Below are 25,770 nucleotides of genomic sequence, written 5' to 3'. Positions count from 1 at the left end.
TGTACTACTTTTTGCCATTATAACACAAGTAATTATCCCTTGGCAATTGTATACTATGAAATATAGAAAACAAGGGAGCTTTTTGTGGACTGTTCACAGTGAACATCAGAAACTCCCGACAGACAATTACTTAATTTATATGGAGGTAATTTATCATGGCAAAGAGCAGATTAGTAGGCAGCTATCCGGTTATCGGTATCAGACCAACAATTGATGGACGTAGAGGAGCCCTGGACGTAAGAGGATCTCTTGAAGAGCAGACAATGAACATGGCTAAGTCCGCTGCAAAGCTTTTTGAAGAAAATTTGAAATATTCCAACGGTGAGCCGGTTAAAGTTGTTATCGCTGATACAACAATCGGACGTGTAGGTGAGAGTGCAGCATGTGCTGATAAATTCCGTAAAGAAGGCGTTGATATCACAGTTACAGTTACACCTTGCTGGTGCTATGGTGCAGAAACAATGGATATGGACCCGCAGACAATCAAAGCTGTATGGGGATTCAACGGAACAGAGAGACCTGGAGCAGTTTATCTTGCATCCGTTCTTGCTACACATGCACAGAAGGGACTTCCGGCATTCGGTATCTACGGACATGATGTTCAGGAAGCTGATGACACATCTATTCCGGAAGACGTTAAAGAAAAATTACTGAGATTCGGACGCGCAGCAGTTGCAGCAGCATCCATGAGAGGTAAATCCTACCTTCAGATCGGTTCTGTTACAATGGGTATCGGCGGATCTATCATCGATTCCGACTTTATCGAATCCTATCTTGGAATGCGTGTTGAATCCGTTGATGAGGTAGAAATCATCCGTCGTATGACAGAGGGTATCTATGATCACGAAGAATTTGAGAAAGCTCTCAAATGGGCAAAAGAAACCTGCAAGATCGGCTGGGACAAGAACCCGGAAGAACTTCAGTTCTCCCCGGAGAAGAAAGAAGAGCAGTTTGAATTCGTAGTTAAGATGGCAGTTATCATCAAAGAATTGATGAACGGCTGTGATAATCTTGATCCTGCATTCTCCGAAGAAGCAATCGGACACAACGCTCTGGCAGCTGGTTTCCAGGGACAGAGACAGTGGACAGACTTCTATCCAAACGGTGACTTTGCAGAAGCTATGCTGAACACATCCTTCGACTGGAACGGAGCTCGTGAGCCGTACATCCTCGCTACAGAGAATGACGTTCTCAACGGTCTTGGAATGATGTTCATGAAACTTCTTACAAACAGAGCTCAGATCTTCGCTGACGTTCGTACATACTGGAGCCCGGAGGCTGTTAAGAAAGCTACAGGATATGACCTTGAGGGTGTTGCCAAAGAAGCTGGCGGATTCCTTCACCTGATCAACTCCGGTGCTGCATGCCTCGATGCTAACGGCGAAGCAAAAGACGAAAACGGCAATGCTGTTATGAAACAGTGGTGGGATATCACAGAAGAAGACCAGAAAGCAATCATGGATAACACAGAATGGTGTATGGCCGACAACGGATACTTCCGTGGAGGCGGATACTCCAGCCGTTATGAAACACGTGCTCAGATGCCTGCAACTATGATCCGTCTGAACCTTGTCAAAGGACTTGGACCGGTTCTGCAGATCGCTGAAGGATGGACAGTAGCTCTTCCGGCAGAAGTATCTGACAAACTCTGGAAACGTACAGATTACACATGGCCATGCACATGGTTCGCTCCAAGATGCGATGGCAAAGAGGGACCGTTCAAGACAGCTTATGATGTAATGAACAACTGGGGAGCTAACCACGGTGCTATCTCCTACGGACATATCGGAGCTGACCTGATCACAATGTGCTCTATGCTTCGTATCCCGGTATCCATGCACAACGTTCCGGAAAAAGATATCTATCGTCCGGCAGCATGGAATGCATTTGGTATGGACAAAGAAGGTGCAGACTTCCGTGCATGCAAGAACTACGGACCTCTGTACAAATAATAATTAACTAAGGAATCAATTAATTGCCATGATTCAGGCATCCCTGGAGAAATCTCCGGGGATGCCATTTTTAACTTTATGGGAAATTACTCCGCTTTGTTCCTTTATAATATCGGTAAAAATGTCGAAAAAAATATGTTTTTTGGAATAAAAAAGGATTATCATTGAGGGATTACTATGGTATGATAGGGGAAGAAACTTTTTGGGATCAACATCGTACAGGAGAAGATAAAATGAAAAAGATAATAACGAGTCTTCTGACCATCATGCTGGGACTTTTGATGAGTGTGAATGTTATGGCAGATGTGCAGGAGGGGAAACAAAGTCCTGATTATAAAACAGATTATTACATGATTGTAGAATCTAAGGCAGGAGGAATTGATATCTATTCTCTGCCGGATCTGAATTCTGCGAAATTAAATGACAGCCAGATTCCGAATGGAACGGCTTTACATATTGAGGGAGAGACCGAAGATAAGGTAAACAACCGAACCTGGGGTTATACAGAATACCATGGTATGTACGGTTATGTTCCGCTGGATGACTGCAGACCGGCACAGTCCCGCAAGGAGGCAATCGATTCAGAACTGTACATTGCAGGCAGAGACAATGTAGATTATAATGCAGACTACAATGTCAGGGCTTACGCAGAGGATGGCACCCAGAAGCTTTATCAGGGACCGGGAACCAAGTACGGTGAAGTTCCGGGAGTACGTGAGATCCAGAATGGAGAGACTCTTCATATTACGAAGGATGCAGATCTGGTTGACGGCAGCCATTGGGGCGTTACAACAATCGATGGCACAGAGGGCTGGGTGGATCTGGAGAAGACCGAAGAATGGGCGAAGGAACACGGTACTTATGAGAACCCACAGACCTCAGAGGCAGTGGACATGACACCAGTGCCAATGCAGGAAGGCGATGCGGTATCAGCAGGGAAGTCAGTCTCACCGACTGTCACAGAAGTACCGGAAGCTTCAGCCACACCAACCGCAATAACAGTGACTCCAACGGAAGTACCGAAGGCAACGGAAACACCGGTAGCGACAGAGACCCCGACAGCAACAGAAACGCCTGCACCGACAGAGACTCCGGCGGCAACAGAAACACCGGTACCGACAGAGACTCCTGCACCGACAGAAATCCCGGTGGCAACGGAAACCCTGGAAGCAACGGAAACTCCGAAACCGGCAGCAGACGAACAGGACAATAAAGAGAATGTTCAGACCGCAGGACAGAGTGTAGCGGCAAAGAAGGATGCAGGAAGCTTTAAGCCTCTTATCTGGATTCTGGCAATTGCAATACTTGCAGCAGTCGGAGTTATCATTTACCATTATAAGAAACGTTAAGAATGAAGATCCAATTTCCAGCCATAAATGGAAATTGGATTTTCTGCTTATCCGGAGGAGTTAAAATCGGATTTTTCTGCTTTGTTGCTTTTGTTCATTAAAACGGGAAATTTGTAAATATGCTACATTGCTGAATGAAAATCAGCACATCCGGATGATGTGGAAGTCGGACTTGCAGATGCATTAAATCAATATACTTATTCCGATCATTATGCTACTATTTACCGGATACGCTGTAAGGACGGCACATACAAATACATCGAAGATCGGGGACAGAAAGTAATAAAGAAAGACGGAACCATCGAACATTGGAATCTCATGCTGGATAAAAATGACTTCATGCACAAATCAATTGCATTGGAAAGTGAAAAGAAAGCAAATAAAAGCAAGTCTGATTTTCTCTCCAGGATGTCTCATGATATGAGAACCCCGCTGAATGGCATTATTGGATTGCTGAAGATTGCGGAGAAGCATTTTGATGACAGGGAATCGGATCAACTTTTATTATCAGAATTCTGTTTAAACTTGCTTCCGCATCAGATACAGTAAAGAAAACAGCAGCACAGATGGATATTAGTGGATTAAACTTATTGCTGGTGGAGGATAATGAACTGAACGCAGAAATTGCGAAAACGCTGTTGTCTGATGAAGGTGCAAATCTGACATTTGCAGAAGATGGACTGCAGGCGGTTAGGATGTTTCAAGAGAAACCGGAAGGTTATTTTGACGCAATTCTGATGGATATCATGATGCCTGTAATGGATGGGCTTACTGCGATAAAAACAATCCGGTCACTGAAACATCCAGATGCTGAGACAATCCCGATCATTGCCATGACAGCAAATGCATTCAGAGAAGATAAAGAAAAGTGTCTGGCAGCGGGAATGAATGCTCACCTTGCAAAGCCTGTAAAAATCGAAAACGTAAAGAAAATTTTATGCGAATATTCGGTATAGCGGTTAAGATTTCTCGAATCCGTAAACCCATTTTCCCCGTAAGAACAGATACAGAAAGATCACGGAGCTGATACCCCAGGTCAATGGATATGCCCAGAAAATCACTCGTATATCCGGGATAATACGAACTGCCACAGTAATGTAGCTTACGCGGAACAGACACCAGTCACAGAGCATAACGATCATCGGAACGGATGCGTTACCTGATCCACGAAGTACTGCTGCGATACAATGAGAAAACGCCAGCAGACAATAAAATAACGCAATTGTTCTGGACTGCATGACTCCATAATGTACAACATCAGGATCTCTGTTAAACGCTGTGATCAGTACCGGTGCTGCCACATATATGATAATACCGATCAACTCTGCAATAGCAATCGAACAGAGCACCCCAAACCTTGCTCCCTTTTTCGCCCGGTCATACTGTTTTGCACCCAGATTTTGACTGACAAAGGTTGTCAGAGCCATCGTAAAACAGGTCACCGGCAAAAAGGCGAACCCCTCTATCTTAGAGTAGGAACCACATCCTGCCATTGCCATTTTTCCAAATGCATTTATATTTGACTGCACAAAAACATTTGCGATCGCGATCACTGAATTCTGAAAGCCAGATGGTACACCATTCTGGATGATCTGCTTCAGCATAGAACTGTCAAAACGAATCTCTCGCAGTTCCAGACGGTATTCTTCTTCCACACGCAGCAAATGAACCATACAGAGCAGTGCACTGACAAACTGTGAAATTGCGGTTGCAAGTGCTGCTGATCCGACTCCCATACCAAGACCTGCAATAAAGAAAATATCCAGAACGACATTGACACAGGAAGAAATAATCAGATATATCAGTGGATGGCGTCCATCACCGACCGACTGCAGAACTCCAACAAAGATATTGTACATGACAACACCCATAGACCCTGCAAAATATGTACGGAAATACACAATAGATTCCGGGAGCACGTCCGCAGGAGTTCCCATCAATACCAGGATCTTTGGTGCCAGAAACATTCCCAAAGCTGTCAGCACAGCACCGGCCACAAGTCCGAATGCAACCGTTGTGTGGATTGCCTTTTGCAGGCAGTCTCTTTTTTTTGCTCCATAATATCGTGCAATAACAACACCTGCACCCATGGCAATACCGTTAATAAAACCTACCATCAGAAAAATCAGATTTCCAGATGAACTGACTGCCGCCAGTGCATTACTTCCAAGAAAATTTCCTACGATCAGGGAATCAGCAGTATTATACAATTGCTGGAACAGATTTCCCAGAAACAATGGAATTGCAAAAAAAATGATCTTTTGGGAGATACTTCCCTCTGTCATTCTCAGACTCTTTTTCATAGCTAAAATTACTCTTCCCTTTCCTGTGTTCTTTGAATCAATAGAGATGAAGGACTGCTCTTCGTGACAGTTTCCTCTCTACCTTATTATTTGTACCATACCATGCATATGTTGCTGATGTCAATGTAAAGACTGCTTGTAGAGCGGGAATTCCCATGCACATCTGTGGTACAGGCAGAAAGTGAAGCTATCAGCGAAAATGTAAAGTGGGCGATTCGCAAAGCTTTCCAGAAAGGAATCGGAAATACAAAACGCAGAACTTTTGGTTATCATTGGATGGAGGGAACGATGACTGTGATCCAGGAAGAAGCGGAGATAGTTGAGAGGATTTCTCGAGATTTTCTCGCAGGTGAGTCTCAGACGAAAATAGCCGGAAAACTGACGCGGGAAGGTGTTACGTCTGTCAATGGAAATCCGATTTCAGTAAGTGCAGTCGGAAATATTCTGCGGAACATTACTTACACAGGGAATACTCTTCTTCAGAAGACTTTTATCCGGGATCCAATTTCCAGAAAGAAAGTGATGAACACGGGGGAGCTACCACAGTACTTTGTGAAGGACACCCATGAGGCAATCATCGACATGGATACTTTTGAACGGGCGCAGGAGCAATTTGCCCGAAACAGGGAAATGGGACGGTTTCCTTATAATCACACAGGTAAGAAATATCCATTTACGATGAAGGTGATCTGTGGCCGCTGTAAAAGGCATTACACCAGACAGCTTTGGAATACCAGTGAGATCAGCAAAAAGCGTCCGATTTGGGTCTGTACAGGAAAGAAAGCTGAAAAGTACAGACGGTGTGATTCGAAGAATATCTCAGAAGCGAAACTCATGGAAGCCAGTGCGGCGGTGCTTGGCATCCCGGAATTTGATGAGAATATCTTCTCTGATAAAGTGGAAGCCATCACGGTGCAGGGGACGCACGAACTGCTTTTCTGCCTGAAGGATGGCACAGAGGTTACTCGGCACTGGATTCGGTCCCGCCCTCTGAATTGATGTACCAAAGGTGATGAGGAATGGATTTTGACCAAGTTGCTGTGAACGGAATGAACAGTAATGATTTCATCAAAATATTATTGACGTGTGTAGAACTTCATGGTATTTTGTTTTTTGATAAAAATGAAAATTATTTCAAGGCAAACCTGTTGAAAAGCAGGAACGCAAAGCCAGAAGGGATTAAAGTCAGAAAACCTGACCATGTCAGCCGGTTGCCGCTGTTTCCATATGTAGAAAAGATGCGAGATCGGATGAGATTGTGAAAAATACATATGGATGTGTGATATGAAAGAGAAGCAGAAGGGACACTGGCGGGACTTTGGGCAGGTGTCCTTTTTGTGTGCCAGAACGGAGTGAGGATTTTTATAAAATGGGAAATTATGAAGACAAAATATATTCTTTAAATGATACTGTGCCGGGACAGACACAGACCGTGTCGCAGGCAGTACAGAGGACACTGGAAAATAATGGTGGGGTAGGCATAATGACAGGATACTATGACCAAAACCTGTCTATTTTGTCTGTAAGTAATCTGCTGTTACGCAGTACGGGATATACATTCGATACTTTCATGGAACAGACAAAAGGCTCATTGAGAAACTTCTTTTATGACGAGGAAGATATACTGGAGCGAGACCGTTTTTTGCAGCTTCACGGAACAGGAGAAGCACAGATCCTTGCAGCAGACGGTACAGTGAATAATGTACGGCTTTGTAAAGAGGATGCGACAGATGAGGCGGGCAGACAGATCTGGGTTATGTCCGTACAGGTCAACTGGGATCATGTAAATTTGGCACTGCTCAATGAGGCTATCTATTCCGGCTTCTGGTATTTTGACTGTGACGAAAACAGTGAGATTGTGAATGCAAACTGGAGTCATGAATTCCGAAAAATGCTTGGCTATCATGACACTTTGGACTTTCCGAATAAACTGGAATCCTGGTCAGATCTTCTGCATCCACAGGATAAAGAAAGAGTAATGGTGCAGCTTCAGGCGGCAATTAAGGATAAGACGAACCAGATAAAATACCAGGTAGAGTATCGTATGAGAATGAAGGATAATCAATACCAGTGGTTTCGGGCATCGGCAGAAGTAATACGCCGTCTGGATGGTTCTGCCAGCAGGATTGCCGGGATTTTTATTAACATTGATGGGGAGAAAAAAGAAATCATGCAGGCACAAAAATCTGCTGCTTTCCACCGGGCTTTTACGAAAGCAGATTTGTGCGAGTATTATGTGAATCTGGAAGCGAATACTTTTGATACCTTTAAGGTTGAACCGTCCCTGATGACCGTCTTTGAACAGAGTTATACGTGGGATGAATTGATTCGGCATTTTGTGGATTCCTATGTTGTGGAGACAGATAAGAAGGCGGTATCCTCTTTTTACGACCGTGGTTATATTGCAGAAAGGCTGAAGGGTCTGGAAACCGAATTGGCTTTAGAGTGCCGAATCACTCTGAATGGAGAAGAACGATGGGTCCGTAATGTGATCATACGTGGCGAGATAGAGGATTCGGAATATGCCATGATCTTTCTGCGGGATATTACGGAGGCGAAAGTAGAGAGTGCACGGCATCTGCAGGTTGTAGCAGACAATGCCTCCATGGAGCTGCTGATCCAGAGTATCGTACGTCTGGTCGACCGTTTTGTTGTCTGTGATCTGGAAAATGACAGGTATGAATTCTATAACCTGAATGGACAGATGATATATAAACCTCTGGGATTTTATCATGATTTTCAGATGCAGGTTCTTGAAAAATATAAGACACTGGAACCACTGGAAGCTATGGATATCCTGATTACACCGGGAAATATCCGGAAAAAACTGAAAAGTGAAAATGATATTTATAAGTTTGAGTACTGTAGTCTGGATGAAAAGACTTATAAAATCGCTTCTTATATTCCCCTGGAATGGGAGAATGGAAAGCTGGTAAAGGTATTGCTGGCATCCATGGATGTGACACAGGAGAAGAAAGCAGAGATTGAATCCCGTAAGGCACTGAAAGAGGCTTACCGGTCCGCAGAAAATGCAAATCGTGCGAAGACAGAATTCCTTTCCAATATGTCCCATGATATCCGGACACCGATGAATGCCATTGTCGGTCTGACGGCAATCGCAGGAGCAAATATTGAGAGTCAGGACAGAGTCATTGAATGTCTCAGCAAAATCACAGAATCAAGCCGTCATCTGCTGGGGCTGATCAATGAAGTGCTGGATATGGCACGTATTGAGAGTGGTAAAATGACGCTGGCACAGGAGGATTTCAATCTGTCAGAGCTGGTAGATAATCTTATTACACTTACGAAACCGGTGCTTGATGAACATAAACATAATTTTGATATACACATCAATCACATTGAGCATGAGGATGTCTGTGGTGACAGCCTGAGAATCCAGCAGGTATTTGTGAATCTTATGAGTAATGCGATCAAGTATACACCGGATGGTGGAAATATTACTTTTTCGATAGAGGAAAAACCCAATGGATTCTCAGAACTTGGATGCTATGAATTTACGATTGAGGATAATGGAATCGGTATGTCACCGGAATTCCAGAAAATCATGTTTGATCCTTTCAGCCGTGCAGATGACCACCGGACAACCGGAGTTCAGGGAACCGGTCTTGGAATGGCAATCAGCAGAAATATTGTGAACCTGATGAATGGTAATATTAAAGTGGACAGTACCTTACATAAGGGAACCAGAATTACGGTAACAATTTATCTGGAGCTTCAGGAAAAAGAAAAAGAACAGGACAAAGATCTGATGAATCTGCCGGTTCTGGTTGTGGATGATGATAAGACATGCTGTGAAAGCACAGTTGCAACATTGAAGGAGATCGGGATTACAGGTGAATGGGTTCTCTCTGGCAGGGAAGCGGTTGAGCGCTGTTATGCACGGCATGAGTTGAAAGATGATTACTTTGCTGTTATTTTAGACTGGAAGATGCCGGACATGGATGGTATAGAGACTGCCAGACAGATCCGGAAACGGATAGGAAAAGAGATCACCATCATTGTATTGACATCCTATGAATTCACTGAAATTGAAGAAGAAGCAAAGGCTGCGGGTGTAGATGCTTTTATTGCAAAACCGCTGTTCCGTTCCCGGCTGACGGCAACACTACGGCAGTTTACTTCAGGCAGAAAAGAAAAAACAGCAAGAAATTATCTGGAGGAGCTGTCAGAAGCAGACTATACAGGAAAAAAGATCCTGCTGGTCGAGGATAATGAGTTAAACAGAGAAATTGCTGTTGAAATTTTGGAGATGACAGGGGCAGAAGTGGAAACAGCAGAAAATGGAAAGATTGCAGTTGAAAAGGTGGAAGTGTCTCAGGAAGGCTTGTATGATCTTATTTTTATGGATATACAAATGCCTGTCATGAATGGTTATGAGGCAACGGCGGCAATCAGGAGCCTTCCGGGTGAACAGGGAAAACTGCCGATTGTTGCCATGACTGCCAATGCTTTTGCAGAGGATGTACAGCTGACCAAAAATACAGGCATGAATGGACATATTGCAAAACCGCTGGATATGAATAAGCTGAATGATGTTCTGGAAAGCTGGCTGTAGTTCATTTCCAGGTGTGTATGGGAAAGAAAAGAGGCAGACATACGGTCTGCCTCTTAATTAATTAATTTCCATCATAATCTCTACTGCATGAATAGCATGTTTGATCATGGACAATACATTGCGGCGATTGTCATTATCAGCGAGTGAATTCCAGACATCATGAAAAAATTCCTCGAAGATGCAATTCAGAGCGATCTTATTTGGAATGCAGATATTGTATTCCGGAGTGAATCTTTTTAAACGCAGATAGCATATGGAATCTGACAAAAAAAGTGTGGGATGTGCGATATGCTGATGATCGGACAGGAGGCCCTCCGGCAGAACACGGATATCCAGATGCTCAAGCTGGGTCGCCATGTACTCCAGATTCTTAAGGCAGCGCAGACGCTGAGATAAATTTAAGCACATTCTGACTCCAAAGAAATCAAGTTCTCCGGTAACGGTAAAATCTTTTAGCACGGAAGCATAAATGAGCAGATGAATCGGGGTGGTCTCCAGAATGCGATGGACAAGATGATTTGATTTTTTCATGTCCTGTCCCCGGAGTTCATTGTTGTTCTGGCAGTATGCATCAAGAAGTTCTATGTACAGATCTTTTGGAAGAAAATGTTCTGTCAGGTGTCCGACAAGGCAATATTGGTTCTGGGAGATCAGGGTCTGTTCATACTCGAAACGGTGAATCATTTCAGGAATGGTTGTTTTGCGGAGTAGCAGAGTTTCTTTATTACAGAGAAGCCGGATCTTGTAATAGAGTTCATTTGTAAGTTCGCTGTCTTCGATCGTGGAAACTCCGAGACAGTGACTGCTGTCCACCAGCATTCCGGAAATAGCGTAGGTATCCTTTATTGCAAAAATCAGCTTTCGCTGTGCCTGTGAACCGCAATAAAGATTAAAATCAATGTTTGACAGATGGGTGAGTACATTCATCAAAAAACAGGCTGTGTAAGTGGCAATGGAGGCTGCTGACTCCAGATCGATCAAAAGTGAAAAATGTACTCCCGGAAAAATCAGATCTCTTCCGACATGTCCACTGTTAAGCTCGGCAATCAGAAACTGATAATTGGGATCGATATTTAAAATATCAACGATCGCATACACATTCAGGGAATTTACTTTTCGAAGAGATGGATGCTTCATTTTAAAAATAAACTGATCCAGGGTAAGCTCCGGATAATAAGAAATCTTGGGTGCAATCTCTGCACCGGTCGTAGTCTGTAATTCTTTCACATAGACATATTCCGATTCGAGATTGTCATAGATCGCTGTCTTTAAGTCCTGAATGTCCTGCAGCTGATATTCCTGGAGCAGCTGTGTTGTGCCGTCCTCAGTAAGAGAGTCTACGACACAATTGCTGATAGCCTGAAGCGTAGCTTCATGATTCTTTTCAGTGGGAAGTAGCTTGCCACTGATCCATTTACTGATGTAAGAGTCGTCATACTGAACAGCCTTTGCCAGGACGCTGTTTTTTAAGTCTGCGACAGACATAAGGTGTTCTAATAAAATACTGAAACGATTTTTGGTCTTCATACTTATCTGTGATGCAGCAGAAAAATACTCCGCAGCATCTTCCTCCTTCTCCATATAATTCGCAATATTGAAATTAATGGTATGATAGTAGTTTAGAACAGAAGAGGGCATATTGCAACAAAATAACTGCAATTTATGAGTGAAACATGAAAAAAATGATTCAAGTGATTCAAGATGATTCCGGCTCCGGGAAATTGTTATTTCAAAAACCCTATGTTAAAATAAAGCTCGAACTTTGTGGAAAAGAGAGAGAAAAGAGAAGAAAAAGGAGATAAAAGATGAATTTTGCAGAACAGAATTTAACAGGTAAAGCAAGTATTGACAAACCGTGGCTTAATTTCTACCCGGAAGAATTCAGAAATCTTGATATACCGAGAATTACTATGGAATCATTTTTAAAGATGAAAAATCCGGATGAAAACAGAGCAGCATTTGAATATTATGGAAACAAGATCACGTGGAAACAGTTTTGGGCAGAGGTTGATATTGCCGCAAGAGCACTGAAAGCCCTTGGATTTGAGGTGGGAGACAGAATTCCGTCCTTTTTACCGTCCACACCGGCATATTATATCCTGCTTTTTGCAGCAGAGAGAGTTGGCGTGACGGTTATCTGTCGTGACGATGAGCCGGAAGAGCTTTGCTTCGCGATCCGCAAGAGCAGAACAGACACTGCATTTGCAATGGATTACGTATCAAAGGAAGATGAGGAGTTATTCCGCACGACAACTCCGATGACACGAATGATCAAGGTATCACCTTTTGAGTATGCAGACAAGAGTCAGATGAAGGACTATGTTCTGAAAGAGATTGAGTCCCGTTATCCGGCTGAGACAGAGACTGTAGAAGGAGATATGAGCTGGCAGGAGTTTATGGAACTGGGAAGAAACTTTGAAGGAGAATATCTGGCACCGACAGATCCTGAGAGAGCCGTATTTGGAGCATATACAAGTGGTTCCACAGGAATTTCCAAACTTGTGATTCATTCTTCTGCAAATGTGGTGGCAACTGCATTCCAGATGTCGATCTTTATTCCGCCGTCAGAGGTTCAGGAGGTTTGGTGGACACCGATTCTTCCTCCGGCACTGATTGCGGTAACGGTTTCCATGACAATCTTCCCGCTTTCCACAGGACTGCTGGTAGAACTGGATCCGTTCTGCCCGTTGGAGGATATTGACATTGAATTTATGGACCGTAAGCCAAACTTCTGGGCGTTGATTCCGAAATATTGTGATCTGTTAATGAACAGCAAGAGGATTCCAGAGGATTATGATATGTCTCACCTGAGAACCATCGGTGCAGGTGCTGAGGCTATGAATGACCGCAAGTATGCAGAGGTAGAGGAATTCTTCCATAAACACAACATAAAGGCAAAATTAAGTGCAGGATATGGACAGAGTGAGGGATGTTCCAACTTCACGCTGCCAAACCCGATGTTCCCACTGGAGGATGGATGTGTAGGTATGCCAATGCCGGCTACTGTACTTGGAGTATTTGATAAGGATCTGAATGAGCTGAACTACGGAGAAGCGGGAGAACTTTGCATGACAGGTCCGTCTATGATGCTTCACTATTCTGGATGGAGAGGCGAAGAAATGACAGAGAAGACTCTGATTGAACATCCGGATGGAAATACCTGGTTACATACAGGTGATGAGGCATATATTACGGAGCAGGGAATTATCCATATTCTCGGACGCGGCGCTATAAGAGCTTATGGCGACAAACCACTTCGTGTGATGCGAATGGAGACAAAGGCAGTAAGAACTCCTGGAGTACAGGATGGTTTCTTCTGTGTTGTGCCGGATATGGAACATGAAGGATATTTCCGTCCGTATCTGTTTGTCATTCTCGATGGAAGCAGGACACTGGAGGAGCATGAATATCCGGTAGAGATCAGAGTCATTACGGAAAGACCTTATTTCCACTTCAAAACAAACAGAAAAGAACTGACAGCTCAGATTCTGGAAGAACTGCAGCAGGCAGAATAAGAGGAAATAAGAAAAACAAAGGTTATACTTGTTCAAACGAGCAATATAATTAATATGCTTAGACCAAAACAGAGCAGGAGACGGCTAATTACCGCCTCCTGCTCTGTTTTGATTATAAGAGGAACTGATTGCCTTCTTATGTTTAAAAATTCAGTTTCTTTAAATAGGTTTCTTGAAATTGCCTGGAAGTGGCGAGTTCAACAAAATGGGTCTGCTTTGCAAGATGCTGGCTCTGTTCAAGGACAGTGCGGCTGCAGGCAGCCAGTTTTGCACCTTCTCCTGCGGCGTTTCCGATGGCACGAATCCGCTCAAGGAGAGGTTCCGGAATCAGTCCGATCCGGCAGGCACTCTTTGGAGAAAGGTAGGTGCCGAAGGCTCCGGCCAGCAGAACCTGCGAAATATCAGTGTCAGAAACCTTCATTTCCTGACAGAGAAGTTCGATGCCGGAAGCAATAGCAGCCTTTGCAAGCTGAACCTCCCGGATATCTTTCTGAGAAAGATAAATACCGTTTTCATCATCTGTCAGAAGCAGGGCGGAAACATTGTTACGTGTCGCAAAGCGTACACCGTAGGTCTCCTTAAGTTCATCCGGCCATTTGGCTGGTTTTTCCAGACGTCCCCGTTTGGAAATGATACCAAGATCCAGAAGGCAGGCGACAAGGTCCAGAAGACCGGAACCACAGATCCCTGTGGGGATTCCGTCTCCGATCACATGAAGCTTCAGCTTTCCGTCTTCAACAGAGACATGGTCGATGGCACCGGGAGCCCCACGCATACCGCAGGAGATTCTGGCACCTTCAAAAGCAGGACCGGCAGCCGTAGAACAGGTGTAGAGCTGGTCTCCTTTTCCGAGGATGAGTTCACCGTTGGTTCCGATGTCCAGTACAAGAGTCAGTGAATCGAAGGTCTGCTGTGGAAGTGAGAGCAAAACGGCAATGGTATCCCCGCCGACGAAGCCGGCAATACAGGGAAGGACTGCCGCCTGGGCACCGATCTGGCACGGAAGTGTAAGAGAGGCTGCAGGAACACAGATCAGCTGATCAATGGTTGCCAGGTAAGGGGCATGAAGCAGAGAATCCGGAGAAACGCCGAGAAGGAGATGCTCCATACAGGTGTTGCCGGCGAGAACCGCAAAGAAGATATCCGAGGAATCAATTCCAAGAGCCCTGATATGTTCCTCTGCAAGGGCTGCGATCGCACTCTGAATGCTGGAGGTCAGCCGGGACTCCGGATCGGAAACAGCATATTCGCATCGGCTGATCACATCTGCCCCGTAGACTGTCTGGGGATTCAAGGTGCTGGAGATATGAACAGTCTTTCCGGAAACAGCGTCCAGAAGATAGGAAACAATGGTGGTAGTTCCAAGGTCGTAGGCCAGAACATAGGCATTTCCAGGCTGTTCACGGATCGCAAGCAGGGTATCTGCCTGAAGAACAAAAAAGCCTTTCCACGCACCGGAAGGATATTCGTCGGAAACCGGAAGTCTGGGAAGCTTCTCAAGCTGCTGATAAAGCGTTGTGGCTGTGGTAAGGGGAATCCTTACAGGTTCCCCTGTAAGCTGTTCCAGAACGGATGAAACTCTTCCGCAGAGCGAGTCACAGTCACCGATGGCCGGACAGGGAATTACTGCGGAGAGGAGCTTGATCTGTGCCTCTTTCAGATGGGCAATTGGAACACTGGAATCTGTCAGGATCTGTGCCTCCGTTCTGGGCGAAAGTGCAACGGTAAGATCCTCTGTCACTGTAAAATGGCATGCAAGAACAGTGACAGGCGATTCCCGGTTCAGGAGTGTGACCTGGCACTTTCCGCATTTTCCCTGCCCGCCGCAGGGAGCATCAATATATAATCCGGCCTGTCGGATCGCTTCGATCAGAAGTGTTCCGTCAGCAACGGTGATGGTCAGATTGTCTGGATAAAATTTGATGTCAGGCATGAGATCCCTCCTGTGATGCATCGACAGAATCCTGCCGGTTCTGAATGTATCCGGAATAACCGGAAAGAGAGCCATAAGGCTGGCGAAGATATTCCTTACTGAATCCGATCCGTTTCCCATCCTGAGTGATAAAGATCCGGCTGATCAGCAGAAGCGGTTCGTTTTTTTTGCATTCCAGAAGAGGAAGAAGATCTGGAACGGGAGATACAGCTGAGATTTCCAGCTGCGTATAATAACTGAAAGAATCTGTTTTGGCATTGGCTGCTTCCGGAAAAACAGCGTAGTTGATCTCGTTTTCGATGGATGGGATACCCTTGTCGTAGGGAAGGTACTTGATCTCTAAGCCGACCTGGAATTCGTCCCGGTAGCTTCCACGGTAGATGGCGATGATCCTCTGGTCAGAAGGAATCTGGAGTGCATTCTGAAGTTCTATATTCGGACGGATCAGGCGTATATCCTTAAAACGGGAAATACTTTCGGTGATTTTGGGACTTATAGTCAGAGAAAGATCGTTATTTTTGGGCTCACTGACAAAGTAACCGCGTTTGGGACGGGAGTATACAAGCCCCTCCTGGGTCAGCTGGGTCAGGCCTCGGCGCACAGTTTCTCTGGTAGTGGAAAATCTCCGGCACAGCTCATTTTCGGATGGGAGTATCTGCCCCGGAAGGAGTTCGCCGTTTACGATCTGGTCTCTCAGATGCATATAAATTGTCTGGTAAACAGGATTATTATTCTTCATAAATACCTCTGGAAATCAGTTGATTGCAAAGTGCAATGGTATCGAGTGGTTCGTTGACGCGGGCATCAGCACCGATATATTCCAGAATAGAATCATTTACACAGCCGCCGCCTATGAGGATGGTAACGCTGTCTCGGAGTCCGGCTTCTGTGATGGCCTCAACAGTACGTTTCATGGAGTCCTGAGAGTAGTGCATCATACCGCTCATCAGAACAATCTGAGGGTGATGCGTCCTGATCGCATTTACAAAGGACGACGGTGATACATTAGTTCCCAGATCGACCACATTAAAGTTATTTGCTTTTAAAAGTCCTGAGACAATGTCCTTTCCGATTCCGTGGATATCACGTTCGACTACACCGATCAGGACACATTTGTGCGGCTGAACGGAGGAATTCTCTGAAACAGGAATCAGGTCCAGAATGGAGCGGTAGAGCATTCCGGCAAACATAAGGTCTGCAAGAAAATATTCTCCCTCTTCAAACAGGGTGTTGACTTGCTTTAGTCCGCGGTCCAGGCAGGATTGAAGCTCTGCGGAAGGAATTCTGAGAGAAATCAGTTCTTCTGCGAAGGCTTGAGCCTGTTCATCATCGAGCTTTGTCATGGCATCGATCAGTTGTTCTTTTAGGCAGGTAATATCAGTCATGTGAAAAAACTCCTACAAATATAAAAATCAGTAACTGTTCAGAAGGTACTGAACAGTTATAAAAATCAGCTTGTACATATGATTCCAGACTGGAAGATCAGAGTGTCAGGACAGTCTGGAAAGATCCTCTGATGAGATTCGGCTGTGTGGAGGAACAATGAGAAAACGATCAGGTTCCCAGTTTCCGGTCAGGAGATCTGTCAGGTAGGAAAGCGTTCCGGGAAGAACATTGAGATCGAGAGAGAAGGCTCTGGCAATCTCAGAAGCTGTTTCTCTTGTCTTTACAAGATTATAGCAGCCTGTATCGATGAGTGTGATCCGCTTATAGTGAGCAAACATAACCTGGAAGATTTTGTCTGCCCGTTCACTCCCGTATCGGGCAACGGCATGTTTGTATTCATCCCAGATATTGCCCTTGCTCTTCAGCCAGCATTCTGTCAGAAAATAAGAATCCATCCAGCTGGACTTGTTCCTGGTTCCGCCGATGAGGAGGGATGTGCAGTCATCCACACGTGGCAGGACAAGCCTGGCATGGCTGCTTTCCAGGCCAAGAACCGAGTTTCCGCAAAAACCAGTGGCAAAAAGAATGGTATCATAATTTTCTGCCTCGGAAATCAGATCAGAGAGAGTTTTATTCAGTTTCTTTTTTACGTTATGAAGCCGGGCTTCGATCCATACAAGATCATAGCTGATACCTGCTGCACGCATGACGGCAAGCAGCTCGTTTTCGGTTGTCCGGCATCCAATCACAAGTGTCTTATCCATAAAAACATCTTCCTTTTATCTTCCTTTCATAATAGCTTGAAACCGGAGAAAAGTCAATAAGAGACAAACAAGAGTTGGCTAAAATGCATAAAAAAATAAAAATAACTCAAAAAAAGTATAAGAAATAAACAATGATATTGACATTCTATGCAAACTTGTCTATACTAGTTGTATAAAGATAGCGCGCGAACTATATAATGTAACGGGAGGACAAAGATATGATTATTATCGGAGAGAAAATTAATGGGGCGATTCCTTCGGTAAAGCAGGCTATTGCTGATCGCGATGCGGAGCTGATCAAGCAGAGAGCACAGAACCAGACGGAGGCCGGAGCACACTTTATCGACTGTGCAGCCAGTACTGCACCGGAACTGGAATATGATGCGATGGTATGGCTGATCGATTTGATTCAGCAGGTGACTGACACCCCGATCTGCATTGACAGTCCGAATGCGAAGCTTCTTGCAAGGATTCTTGAGGAGGGTCTGGTAAAGAAGCCTGGAATGGTGAATTCAGTAAATGAAGAGGGAGATAAGTGTGAGATTATTTTCCCGCTGATCGCCGGAACTGGCTGGAATGTAGTGGGACTGACCTGTGATAAGGGTGGAATTCCGACAGAAGTGGAGAAGAAGATTGATATTGCGAAACGCATCATCGACAAGGCAGTGAAATATGGGGTTGCACTGGATCATCTGCATATTGATCCATGCGTAATGGCACTTTCCACTATGCCTTCAGCAATGAAGGATTTTGAAGCCTGCATCAGAGGAATCCATGAATATGCACCTGAGGTAAAGGTGACGGGAGCTATTTCCAATATCAGTTTTGAGATGCCGGCAAGAAAGTATATCAACTCCAACTGTATGGCTTATGCGATCCAGGCGGGTCTGGACTCTGCCATTATGGATCCGTGCAATGTAGATATCATGAGTACGATCTACGCCTGCGAAGCACTTTGCATGAAGGATAAGGGTGGAAGAAAGTATAACCGTGCATACCGCAAGGGTCTGATAGGAGCAAAGAAGAAATAACCTGTCGTTTATTTTATTTATTAATGATTAAATGGAAAAGAAAGGGAAAATAACATGATAGATTTTAATAAATTAGCAGAGGCAATGGGAGATCTTGATGAAGACGTTATGGTGGAAACTCTGGAGCAGGTAATGGCAGAGGGCGGTGCTGATGCACAGAAGGCTATGGAAGCCTGCCAGAAGGGTATGGATACAGTCGGCTCCCTTTTTGAAGAAGGTGAATACTTTGTAGGTGACCTGATCTATGCAGGCGAACTGATGACAAAGGCAGTTGAGATCTTAAAGGACGCTCTGATCACGGATGGCGGCGAGGATACCGTAAAAGCAAGAATGATCCTCTGCACAGTTAAGGATGACCTCCATGATATCGGAAAGAACATTGTACGTTCCATGCTGGAAGCAGCAGGATTTGAAGTTCTGGATCTCGGTATCGATGTGGCTCCGGAAAAGATCGTTGAGACTGCAAAGGCAGAAGGAATCAATATCATTGGTCTGTCAGGAGTTCTGACACTTGCGATTGACTCTATGAAAGACACAATTGATGCATTCAAAGAAGCCGGCATGAGAGACGATGTCAAGATTGTGATCGGCGGTGCTCCTGTAAATGCTGAGGTTTGTGAGCAGACTGGTGCAGATGCGTGGGCAAGCAGCCCGCAGACAACCATCGACTACTGTAAATCCTGGGCCAAAACGGCATAAAGCAAAGAGGGGGATCTTATGGATAAAGAGTTAAAAACATCCGCTTCGATCAGTACATTTACCAGATGGATGGTAGTCGCGATCATCAGCTGCGGTGCCTACGTTGTTTATTTAACTTATCTGGCGAGATATTCTTTCTATGATCAGGTAATTGATGGCCTTAAGATTTCTAACAGTCAGCTTGGAGTGCTTTATGGTCTGTATGGTACAACAGCTACCATCGCATATTTCCCGGGCGGCGTTCTGGCAGATAAGGTCCGTGTAAAATATCTGGCAACACTTGGATTTGCCATGAGTTCCATCTTGACATTCTGGTATTCCACAGCTCCGAGCTACGGACAGTTAAAGATGATCTTCCTGCTGTTTGGACTGTGTACCACCTTCATCTTCTGGGGAATCCGTTATAAGGCGATCCGTCTTGTAAGTACAGAAGAGAACTACTCCACAAACATTGGTATCTCCTATGGCGTGGTAGGTGTGGTAGGACTTGTGGTAAGCTTTATTTCCATTGGCATTTTTGGCAAGTTTGCAGATCCGGCAAAGGGATTCAAGACAGTGATCATGTTCTACGCGATCATCAACGCGGTTTTTGCGGTACTGTCCTTTATCTTCATACCGAAGTTTGCGGATGAATTTGAGAATACCGAGAAGAAGAAACTGGATTTCAGCGAATTGGGACAGGCATTAAAGCATCCAGGTGTATGGCTGACTACTTTATGTATGTTCTTTGTTTACACGATTTATACTTCACTGGCATATACAGTCTCCTTCCTGACAGCTATCGGAGCAACAGCAGCGATCGCTTCTGTAGTGGGCACGATCCGTACCTATGGTACCAGCCTTTTTTCCTCTCCGATCGTCGGAAAAATCGCACAGAAGAAGAAACCTTCGACCATGATCATCGTCTGTGGTGTGATCACGGCTGTCAGCCTGGCAGTTCTTGCTGTGGCACCGAAAAAGGCGGAATTTATCATTCCGGCAGTGGTTCTGATCATCATCCTGTCCTTCTTCTTAAATGGTGCTTATGGAGTGACTTCTTCTATGTTTACGGAAACAAAAGTTCCGGCAGCCATTTTTGGATCTGCTTCCGGAATCCTCTCCGTAATTGGTTTTGTACCGGATATGTTTGTATCTCCGGTTGCCGGAAAGTGGCTGGATACATATGATACCGCAGGTGCCTACACAAGGATCTTTGGTGTTCTGGCAGTCAGTGCACTCCTTGCAGTTCTGTGTGCATATCTGGTAAAGGTATATGCAAAGAAGCTGGAAGCAAATGAAAAGTAGATAGAAATAAACAGTATTATGAAAACAAGTGACTGAATGAACAGGAGAATAGATTATGGATTTAGAAAAACTGTTTTTTACTCAGGAGGACGCTGCGTTTATTCATGAGCAGTCCTTAAAGGTTTTAGCCGAGACAGGCTGTGTGTTTGATGATGAGAAAGCAAGAAACGTGCTTCAGAAACACGGTGCACGTGTAGATGGGAATGTGGTTTACTTCACAAAGGAACTGGTAGAGAAGGGGCTGTCTACGGTTGTGGATTCTCTGGAACTCTATCGTCCTGACGGAACCATCTATCAGATGGGACATGGCAGCAAGAGCATGTGTACAGCAGGAAGCCCTCCATATATTCTGGAAGACGGCAAATTCCGTTTTGCAGTTATGGATGACTATGTACGTATCTGTAAGCTGGTTCAGACAAGTGACTGTCTGGATATGACGCACTTAAATCTCTGTGACACCTATGATATCGACCGTAACGAGAGAGCCTATCATATGATGGCAGCTCTGCTTCGCTACACAACTCTGCCGATGTCCATCACTGCACTTATGACGGCGAAGGAAGATACCGGCATGGTAGCATCCAGACTGATCGACATGGTATCTCAGTTTGTCGGTAAAGAAAACAATGAGCCTGTCATGATCGGATGTGTCAGCCCGATCTCACCTCTGGCTTATATCAAAGAAGCACTGGATGCACTGTATGTATACTGTGAGCGCAATCAGCCGATACAGCTGGCTGCATGTTCGCTTCCGGCTCTGACCAGCCAGGCTTCCCTGATGGGAACGATCATCCAGAACAACGCAGAGCTTCTGGCGGCGATCGTACTGATCCAGTTATTAAGACCGGGACTTCCAATTTTTTATGGAAATACTTCTACATCCACAAACCTGAGAAAGGTTTCCATGGCACTGGGCAACAGCGAAACAGCACTGATCTCTCTGGCAACAGCTGCGATGGCAAAATTCTATCACATGCCATTCCGTACCTCCGGAGCATTAAACGATGCAGTCGACATTGACTTCCAGGCAGGTGTGGAATCCGCACTGAACCTGACATGTGGAGCATTAAGTGATGTTGATCTGATCTATTTTGCAGCAGGTATGTTAAGTGGATTTAACGTAACATCTCTGGAGAAATATGTGGTTGATGAACAGCTCATCAAGATGGTGAAACGTCTCTACAAAGGTGTGGACATTGACAGAACCAAGGATTATACTGCAGAGATCGCCAAAGTTGGTCCGAAGGGAACCTTCCTTTACGGAAGAACACCAAAAGAATACAGAAAAGAGCATTTCATTCCGGATATCTTTGTCAAGACAGATTACAAGGCATGGGAAAATGATGGCAGCGTAAGCATCAAGGATCGTGCTTCCCAGGTTGTAAAGAATCGAATCGAAAGCTACAAAGCACCTGAGATCACTCCGGAACAGATGAAAGTCATTGAAAAGTATTTGTAATTAACTTATACTGAAATGGGTGAAGGCGGTCCACCTGGATTGCCTTCACCTTTCTGTATAAAGGGGTTGATAAAATAATGATTATTTATAAAAACGTCCAAAAAAGCTACGGGGACAGAGAGATTATCAGGGACGTAAACTTTACGGTGGAGCAGGGAGAGTTTGTGGTGATGATCGGCCCGTCCGGCTGCGGCAAGACGACGACGGTAAAGATGCTGAATCGCCTGATCGAACCATCAGGAGGACAGATTCTTATTAATGGTACAGATAATCGTGAGATGGATCTTGTGAAGCTTCGTACTTCTATTGGTTATGTGATCCAGCAGATCGGCCTGTTTCCGAATATGACGGTGGAAGAGAATATTTCTGTTGTCCCAAAGATCATGAAATGGGACAAAGAGAGAACGAAGAAGAGAGTGCGGGAACTTATGGATATTGTCAATATGCCTTATGAAGAATATGGCAAAAAATATCCGAAGCAGCTCTCAGGGGGACAGCAGCAGCGAATAGGTGTGCTGCGTGCACTGGCGGTCAATCCCCCGATCATTCTTATGGATGAGCCTTTTGGAGCTTTGGATCCGATTACCAGGGAGATTCTTCAGTCGGAGGTCAAGAAGATTCAGACGGAATTAAATATCAGTGTTCTTTTTATTACCCATGATATGCATGAGGCTATGAAAATGGCAGACCGTGTGATATTTATGGACAGGGGACGTATCCTTCAGGAAGCGGCACCGAAGGAGATGGTGCTTCATCCGGCAAACGAGGAGATACGAAAATTTATATCTCTTCAGGAGGTCACTCTTTCGGGAGACCAGCTCACGGCAGGAGATATGATGCTGCCGTATCATGGAATCATAAGTGCAGATGCACCTGTGGTTTCTGCGACAGAGGGAATCAGGGAGATCAGTCGGAATATTGATCTTTCCAAATATAAACAGATCTATGTAAAGGACGAGCACGGAGTGCCTGTTGGCGAGCTTTCTATGGAAAGCATCATACAGTCTCTTTTAAAGAAGGTGTGATCATGCAGACGTTTATCGATAAATATGGTGCAAAATTACTGACTGCCATCGGGCAGCACATCGTTTATGTAGTGATATCAGTGCTGATCGCGGCGGTGATCGGACTGGCTCTGGCGGTATTTCTTTCCCGCTTCCGTAAAGCGGCAGGAATCATTATGCCATTGGTCAGCGTATTCCAGACGATCCCGGGTATTGTTTTTATTGGGGTTCTCATGCTCAAAATGGGAATGACGCTCTGGACTGTTCTTACGGCATTGAGTATTTACGCAGTCTTTCCAATCCTCAAAAATTCTTATCAGGGTTTTCTGAATATCGATCAGAGCTTCATGGAGGTGGCCAGGGGCTGCGGAATGAACAGATGGCAGATGTTCTGGCGAGTGGAATTTCCGATGGCACTTCCGGCGATCTTTTCCGGAATCCGCATGTCGCTGATCTACACCGTGAGCTGGGCGATTCTGGCGGCGATGATCGGCCAGGGCGGACTTGGAGAATTTATATACCGTGGGATTGATGCCAATGTAAAAGAATATATCGTGATCGGTTCCGTTCCGATCGCAGTTTTGGCGGTGCTGTTTCGGCTGGTGATTGATAAAATAGAGAAAATATGTGTGTCAAAGGGGTTGCAGGAAGATGAATCTTAGAATGGTTCTGGAACATTTATACCTGGTGGCTGTATCCTGCTTTTTTGTAATTCTGTCTGGCGTGCCGCTGGGGATTTTTACTTATTATCATCCCAAAGTGGGAAAGGTGATCCTGACAGCAGTGGATCTGATGCAGACAGTTCCGGTACTTGCTGTTATGGGACTTCTGATGACGGTATTTGGTGCCAATGGGCTGACTGTGATCATTGCCATGGTGCTGTATCTGCTTCTTCCTGTTGTTCGGAATACAGAAACCGGATTAAAGAACGTCAGTGCAGTTTACAAAGAAACAGCAGATGCCATGGGGATGAATCGATGGGAAAAGCTGAGATATGTGGAGATTCCAATGGCTTTTCCATTTATCCTGACAGGGATCCGGATTGCGGTAGTTACGGCAGTTGGTGTCGCTGTATTTGGCACTTTTGTGGGCGGCGGTGGTCTTGGAAGCGTTCTGTATCGGGGAATTCGAATTCAGAATTTCGCAATGATCTTCAGGGGGACATTTGCTCTGATGGTCATGTCCATGGTATTTGACTATCTGCTCGGCTTTTTGGAAAAGAAGGGGGAAGCTTCTTATGAGGAAAAGAAAACCAGCTAGATTTCTGGTGATATTTGTTGTATGTCTGTTTCTTCTGTCTTTCTGTGCCTGCGGATCCAAAGACAAAAGGACGGTGACAATCATAGATGGTGACTTTGCTGAGATGCGTCTGTTTACACAGATTGCGAAGCTGATGATCGAGGATCGGACAGATATCAGGGTGAAGGTAAAGGATTCTATGGCCAGCAGCCTTGCCTTCGAGCAGATCAAAAACGGCAAAATGGACATTTACATGAGCTATGACGGCTCTCTTCTGACGGCTTATCTGGGACATGATCCGTCAGAGGTGCCAGAGGGAACAAGCCTGTATGACTATGCAAAAGAACTCGGCAAAAAGGAAGCCGGAGTCATGCTTTCACCGAAGCTTGGTGAGCAGAATACCTATGTGGCGGCAGTGATGCCGGAGACGGCAGAAAAGTATCATCTCACAAAGGTCAGTGACTTGAAGAAATGTGCAAAGGAACTGACCTTTGCGGCAGAGCATGAGTTTTTTGATGAGGGATCCAAGCACTTCGATGCTTTTGTTTCCACATACGGACTGGATTTCAGACAGAATAACACGATCGACCGCGGATTAAAGTATGTCGGGATCAATGCCGGAAATATGGATGTGACTGTCGTGTATTCCACAGACGGGCTGAATAAGCGGTTTGGACTGGTGACTCTGGAGGATGATCTGCACTTCTTCCCGGAATACAATGGTGCATATCTGCTCCGTGCAGATCTTTATGAGGATTTTCCGGAGCTGGAAGCAATCTTTCAGGAACTCGCAGGAAAATTTGACAACGAGATCTGCACTGATCTGAATTACCGGATCGATGTGAAGGTCGAAGAACCCAAAAAAGTAGCCAGAGAGTTTCTGGAAGAACATAATATGCGTTAGAATAAAATTTTATCCAAAGTCGTGGCGGGTATATGAGAGGTGAAGATGCCTGCTGCGGCTTTTTAACTAAGAGTATTCCTGATCAAATTCTATAACAAATGATATCGTATGCTTCAGTTGTGCTAAACATCTGATTATTAGCAATAAATTTTTATATTTCTACGACAAATAAGCAGATTTCCAACTGCTTCAAAAAATGATATACTCTTATTGATAATACTGTTTATGCAGCTCGATATATTAAATGAAAAGCCTAATCCCCCAGCTATGCTGGGGAGAATGGAGTAGGCGGAAACGGTGAGGATAACAAAATAAAGCCTCCTGTGATATGATGAGAATGGTGTCGCAAGCCAAACTCAAAATCAAAGGAGG

At 44.9% G+C, this 25,770-nt stretch carries 21 protein-coding genes, 1 pseudogene and 1 riboswitch; of the genes and pseudogenes, 16 read left to right on the top strand and 6 right to left on the bottom strand.

All coding sequences use genetic code 11. The annotated features are described in order from the left end of the window. Window positions 1–155: 155 nt before the first annotated feature. From GT674_RS12455 to GT674_RS12440, 5 genes and pseudogenes are all read left to right on the top strand, one after another. A complete protein-coding gene (locus GT674_RS12455) occupies window positions 156–1,952 on the top strand; it encodes an L-fucose isomerase (RefSeq protein ID WP_161286004.1) in 1,797 nt (598 codons plus the stop codon). 233 nt (window positions 1,953–2,185) lie between these two features. After that, window positions 2,186–3,301, top strand: a complete 1,116-nt coding sequence (locus GT674_RS12450; RefSeq protein WP_161286003.1) for a hypothetical protein — start codon at window positions 2,186–2,188, stop codon at window positions 3,299–3,301. A gap of 156 nt (window positions 3,302–3,457) precedes the next feature. Next, window positions 3,458–3,601 (top strand): annotated as a pseudogene (locus GT674_RS17660) (PAS domain-containing protein); the annotation flags it as partial. An 18-nt stretch (window positions 3,602–3,619) separates the two neighbouring features. Then, the gene (locus GT674_RS17805; RefSeq protein WP_330585571.1) at window positions 3,620–3,850 is read left to right on the top strand and encodes a histidine kinase dimerization/phospho-acceptor domain-containing protein; all 231 of its coding nucleotides are present in this window, start codon (window positions 3,620–3,622) and stop codon (window positions 3,848–3,850) included. A 17-nt stretch (window positions 3,851–3,867) separates the two neighbouring features. Further along, window positions 3,868–4,257, top strand: coding sequence for a response regulator (locus GT674_RS12440; RefSeq protein WP_161286001.1), 390 nt, complete (start codon window positions 3,868–3,870; stop codon window positions 4,255–4,257). Window positions 4,258–4,260: 3 nt separating this feature from the next. On the opposite strand, the gene GT674_RS12435 is transcribed toward GT674_RS12440, so the two are convergent. Beyond that, a complete protein-coding gene (locus GT674_RS12435) occupies window positions 4,261–5,604 on the bottom strand; it encodes an MATE family efflux transporter (protein WP_161286000.1) in 1,344 nt (447 codons plus the stop codon). Window positions 5,605–5,769: 165 nt separating this feature from the next. Here GT674_RS12435 and GT674_RS12430 point away from each other — a divergent pair, with 165 nt between their 5' ends. Together GT674_RS12430 and GT674_RS12425 are read left to right on the top strand one after the other, a co-directional pair. After that, window positions 5,770–6,603, top strand: coding sequence for a recombinase family protein (locus tag GT674_RS12430; protein WP_161285999.1), 834 nt, complete (start codon window positions 5,770–5,772; stop codon window positions 6,601–6,603). Between the two features lie 129 nt (window positions 6,604–6,732). After that, window positions 6,733–6,823, top strand: a riboswitch (cyclic di-GMP riboswitch). A gap of 150 nt (window positions 6,824–6,973) precedes the next feature. After that, entirely contained in the window at window positions 6,974–10,180 is a 3,207-nt protein-coding gene (locus GT674_RS12425) for a hybrid sensor histidine kinase/response regulator (protein WP_161285998.1), read from the top strand. Window positions 10,181–10,237: 57 nt separating this feature from the next. On the opposite strand, the gene GT674_RS12420 is transcribed toward GT674_RS12425, so the two are convergent. Continuing rightward, window positions 10,238–11,707, bottom strand: coding sequence for a hypothetical protein (locus tag GT674_RS12420; RefSeq protein WP_161285997.1), 1,470 nt, complete (start codon window positions 11,705–11,707; stop codon window positions 10,238–10,240). Between the two features lie 278 nt (window positions 11,708–11,985). On the opposite strand from GT674_RS12420, the gene GT674_RS12415 reads away from it, so the two are divergent. Next, a complete protein-coding gene (locus GT674_RS12415) occupies window positions 11,986–13,695 on the top strand; it encodes an AMP-binding protein (RefSeq protein WP_161285996.1) in 1,710 nt (569 codons plus the stop codon). Between the two features lie 142 nt (window positions 13,696–13,837). On the opposite strand, the gene GT674_RS12410 is transcribed toward GT674_RS12415, so the two are convergent. The 4 genes from GT674_RS12410 to GT674_RS12395 form a co-directional block, all read right to left on the bottom strand. Then, the gene (locus GT674_RS12410) at window positions 13,838–15,628 is read right to left on the bottom strand and encodes an ASKHA domain-containing protein (protein ID WP_161285995.1); all 1,791 of its coding nucleotides are present in this window, start codon (window positions 15,626–15,628) and stop codon (window positions 13,838–13,840) included. Beyond that, window positions 15,621–16,367: a GntR family transcriptional regulator gene (locus GT674_RS12405; RefSeq protein ID WP_161285994.1), complete on the bottom strand. Its 747-nt coding sequence runs from the start codon at window positions 16,365–16,367 to the stop codon at window positions 15,621–15,623. The genes GT674_RS12410 and GT674_RS12405 overlap by 8 nt, the downstream gene beginning before the upstream one ends. Continuing rightward, window positions 16,357–17,013, bottom strand: coding sequence for a cobalamin B12-binding domain-containing protein (locus GT674_RS12400; protein WP_161285993.1), 657 nt, complete (start codon window positions 17,011–17,013; stop codon window positions 16,357–16,359). Before GT674_RS12400 ends, GT674_RS12405 begins: the two co-directional genes overlap by 11 nt. 105 nt (window positions 17,014–17,118) lie before the next feature. Then, a complete protein-coding gene (locus GT674_RS12395; RefSeq protein WP_161285992.1) occupies window positions 17,119–17,778 on the bottom strand; it encodes a DUF1638 domain-containing protein in 660 nt (219 codons plus the stop codon). A 218-nt stretch (window positions 17,779–17,996) separates the two neighbouring features. On the opposite strand from GT674_RS12395, the gene GT674_RS12390 reads away from it, so the two are divergent. From GT674_RS12390 to GT674_RS12355, 8 genes are all read left to right on the top strand, one after another. Then, a complete protein-coding gene (locus GT674_RS12390; protein ID WP_161285991.1) occupies window positions 17,997–18,809 on the top strand; it encodes a dihydropteroate synthase in 813 nt (270 codons plus the stop codon). Window positions 18,810–18,863: 54 nt separating this feature from the next. Continuing rightward, window positions 18,864–19,508, top strand: a complete 645-nt coding sequence (locus tag GT674_RS12385; protein ID WP_161285990.1) for a cobalamin B12-binding domain-containing protein — start codon at window positions 18,864–18,866, stop codon at window positions 19,506–19,508. An 18-nt stretch (window positions 19,509–19,526) separates the two neighbouring features. Next, window positions 19,527–20,792, top strand: coding sequence for an MFS transporter (locus GT674_RS12380; protein ID WP_161285989.1), 1,266 nt, complete (start codon window positions 19,527–19,529; stop codon window positions 20,790–20,792). A gap of 55 nt (window positions 20,793–20,847) precedes the next feature. Continuing rightward, window positions 20,848–22,251 (top strand): trimethylamine methyltransferase family protein, encoded by a 1,404-nt coding sequence (locus GT674_RS12375; protein WP_161285988.1) that lies wholly within the window; start codon window positions 20,848–20,850, stop codon window positions 22,249–22,251. 77 nt (window positions 22,252–22,328) lie between these two features. Then, on the top strand, window positions 22,329–23,276 hold the full coding sequence (locus tag GT674_RS12370; RefSeq protein ID WP_161285987.1) for an ABC transporter ATP-binding protein: 948 nt from the start codon (window positions 22,329–22,331) through the stop codon (window positions 23,274–23,276). A 2-nt stretch (window positions 23,277–23,278) separates the two neighbouring features. Beyond that, a complete protein-coding gene (locus GT674_RS12365; protein WP_161285986.1) occupies window positions 23,279–23,917 on the top strand; it encodes an ABC transporter permease in 639 nt (212 codons plus the stop codon). Further along, on the top strand, window positions 23,907–24,515 hold the full coding sequence (locus GT674_RS12360; RefSeq protein WP_161285985.1) for an ABC transporter permease: 609 nt from the start codon (window positions 23,907–23,909) through the stop codon (window positions 24,513–24,515). Before GT674_RS12365 ends, GT674_RS12360 begins: the two co-directional genes overlap by 11 nt. Further along, on the top strand, window positions 24,493–25,398 hold the full coding sequence (locus GT674_RS12355; RefSeq protein ID WP_161285984.1) for a glycine betaine ABC transporter substrate-binding protein: 906 nt from the start codon (window positions 24,493–24,495) through the stop codon (window positions 25,396–25,398). Before GT674_RS12360 ends, GT674_RS12355 begins: the two co-directional genes overlap by 23 nt. The last annotated feature ends 372 nt before the right edge of the window (window positions 25,399–25,770 follow it).

The sequence above is a fragment of the Blautia sp. BIOML-A1 genome (assembly GCF_009883055.1).
Taxonomy (GTDB): domain Bacteria; phylum Bacillota; class Clostridia; order Lachnospirales; family Lachnospiraceae; genus Blautia_A.
Note: the sequence above shows the minus strand (reverse complement) of the source record. Positions and strands in the feature narration are given on the sequence as shown.

Excerpts from the sequence above, each read along its gene's own strand:
- GT674_RS12365 (WP_161285986.1), top strand. The coding sequence starts at position 23,279 with ATGCAGACGTTTATCGATAAATATGGTGCAAAATTACTGACTGCCATC.
- GT674_RS12455 (WP_161286004.1), top strand. The coding sequence starts at position 156 with ATGGCAAAGAGCAGATTAGTAGGCAGCTATCCGGTTATCGGTATCAGA.
- GT674_RS12440 (WP_161286001.1), top strand. The coding sequence starts at position 3,868 with ATGGATATTAGTGGATTAAACTTATTGCTGGTGGAGGATAATGAACTG.
- GT674_RS12360 (WP_161285985.1), top strand. The coding sequence starts at position 23,907 with ATGAATCTTAGAATGGTTCTGGAACATTTATACCTGGTGGCTGTATCC.
- GT674_RS17805 (WP_330585571.1), top strand. The coding sequence starts at position 3,620 with ATGCTGGATAAAAATGACTTCATGCACAAATCAATTGCATTGGAAAGT.
- GT674_RS12355 (WP_161285984.1), top strand. The coding sequence starts at position 24,493 with ATGAGGAAAAGAAAACCAGCTAGATTTCTGGTGATATTTGTTGTATGT.
- GT674_RS12390 (WP_161285991.1), top strand. The coding sequence starts at position 17,997 with ATGATTATTATCGGAGAGAAAATTAATGGGGCGATTCCTTCGGTAAAG.
- GT674_RS12435 (WP_161286000.1), bottom strand. The coding sequence starts at position 5,604 with ATGAAAAAGAGTCTGAGAATGACAGAGGGAAGTATCTCCCAAAAGATC.
- GT674_RS12380 (WP_161285989.1), top strand. The coding sequence starts at position 19,527 with ATGGATAAAGAGTTAAAAACATCCGCTTCGATCAGTACATTTACCAGA.
- GT674_RS12405 (WP_161285994.1), bottom strand. The coding sequence starts at position 16,367 with ATGAAGAATAATAATCCTGTTTACCAGACAATTTATATGCATCTGAGA.
- GT674_RS12375 (WP_161285988.1), top strand. The coding sequence starts at position 20,848 with ATGGATTTAGAAAAACTGTTTTTTACTCAGGAGGACGCTGCGTTTATT.
- GT674_RS12395 (WP_161285992.1), bottom strand. The coding sequence starts at position 17,778 with ATGGATAAGACACTTGTGATTGGATGCCGGACAACCGAAAACGAGCTG.
- GT674_RS12370 (WP_161285987.1), top strand. The coding sequence starts at position 22,329 with ATGATTATTTATAAAAACGTCCAAAAAAGCTACGGGGACAGAGAGATT.
- GT674_RS12415 (WP_161285996.1), top strand. The coding sequence starts at position 11,986 with ATGAATTTTGCAGAACAGAATTTAACAGGTAAAGCAAGTATTGACAAA.
- GT674_RS12420 (WP_161285997.1), bottom strand. The coding sequence starts at position 11,707 with ATGAAGACCAAAAATCGTTTCAGTATTTTATTAGAACACCTTATGTCT.
- GT674_RS12450 (WP_161286003.1), top strand. The coding sequence starts at position 2,186 with ATGAAAAAGATAATAACGAGTCTTCTGACCATCATGCTGGGACTTTTG.
- GT674_RS12385 (WP_161285990.1), top strand. The coding sequence starts at position 18,864 with ATGATAGATTTTAATAAATTAGCAGAGGCAATGGGAGATCTTGATGAA.
- GT674_RS12410 (WP_161285995.1), bottom strand. The coding sequence starts at position 15,628 with ATGCCTGACATCAAATTTTATCCAGACAATCTGACCATCACCGTTGCT.
- GT674_RS12400 (WP_161285993.1), bottom strand. The coding sequence starts at position 17,013 with ATGACTGATATTACCTGCCTAAAAGAACAACTGATCGATGCCATGACA.
- GT674_RS12425 (WP_161285998.1), top strand. The coding sequence starts at position 6,974 with ATGGGAAATTATGAAGACAAAATATATTCTTTAAATGATACTGTGCCG.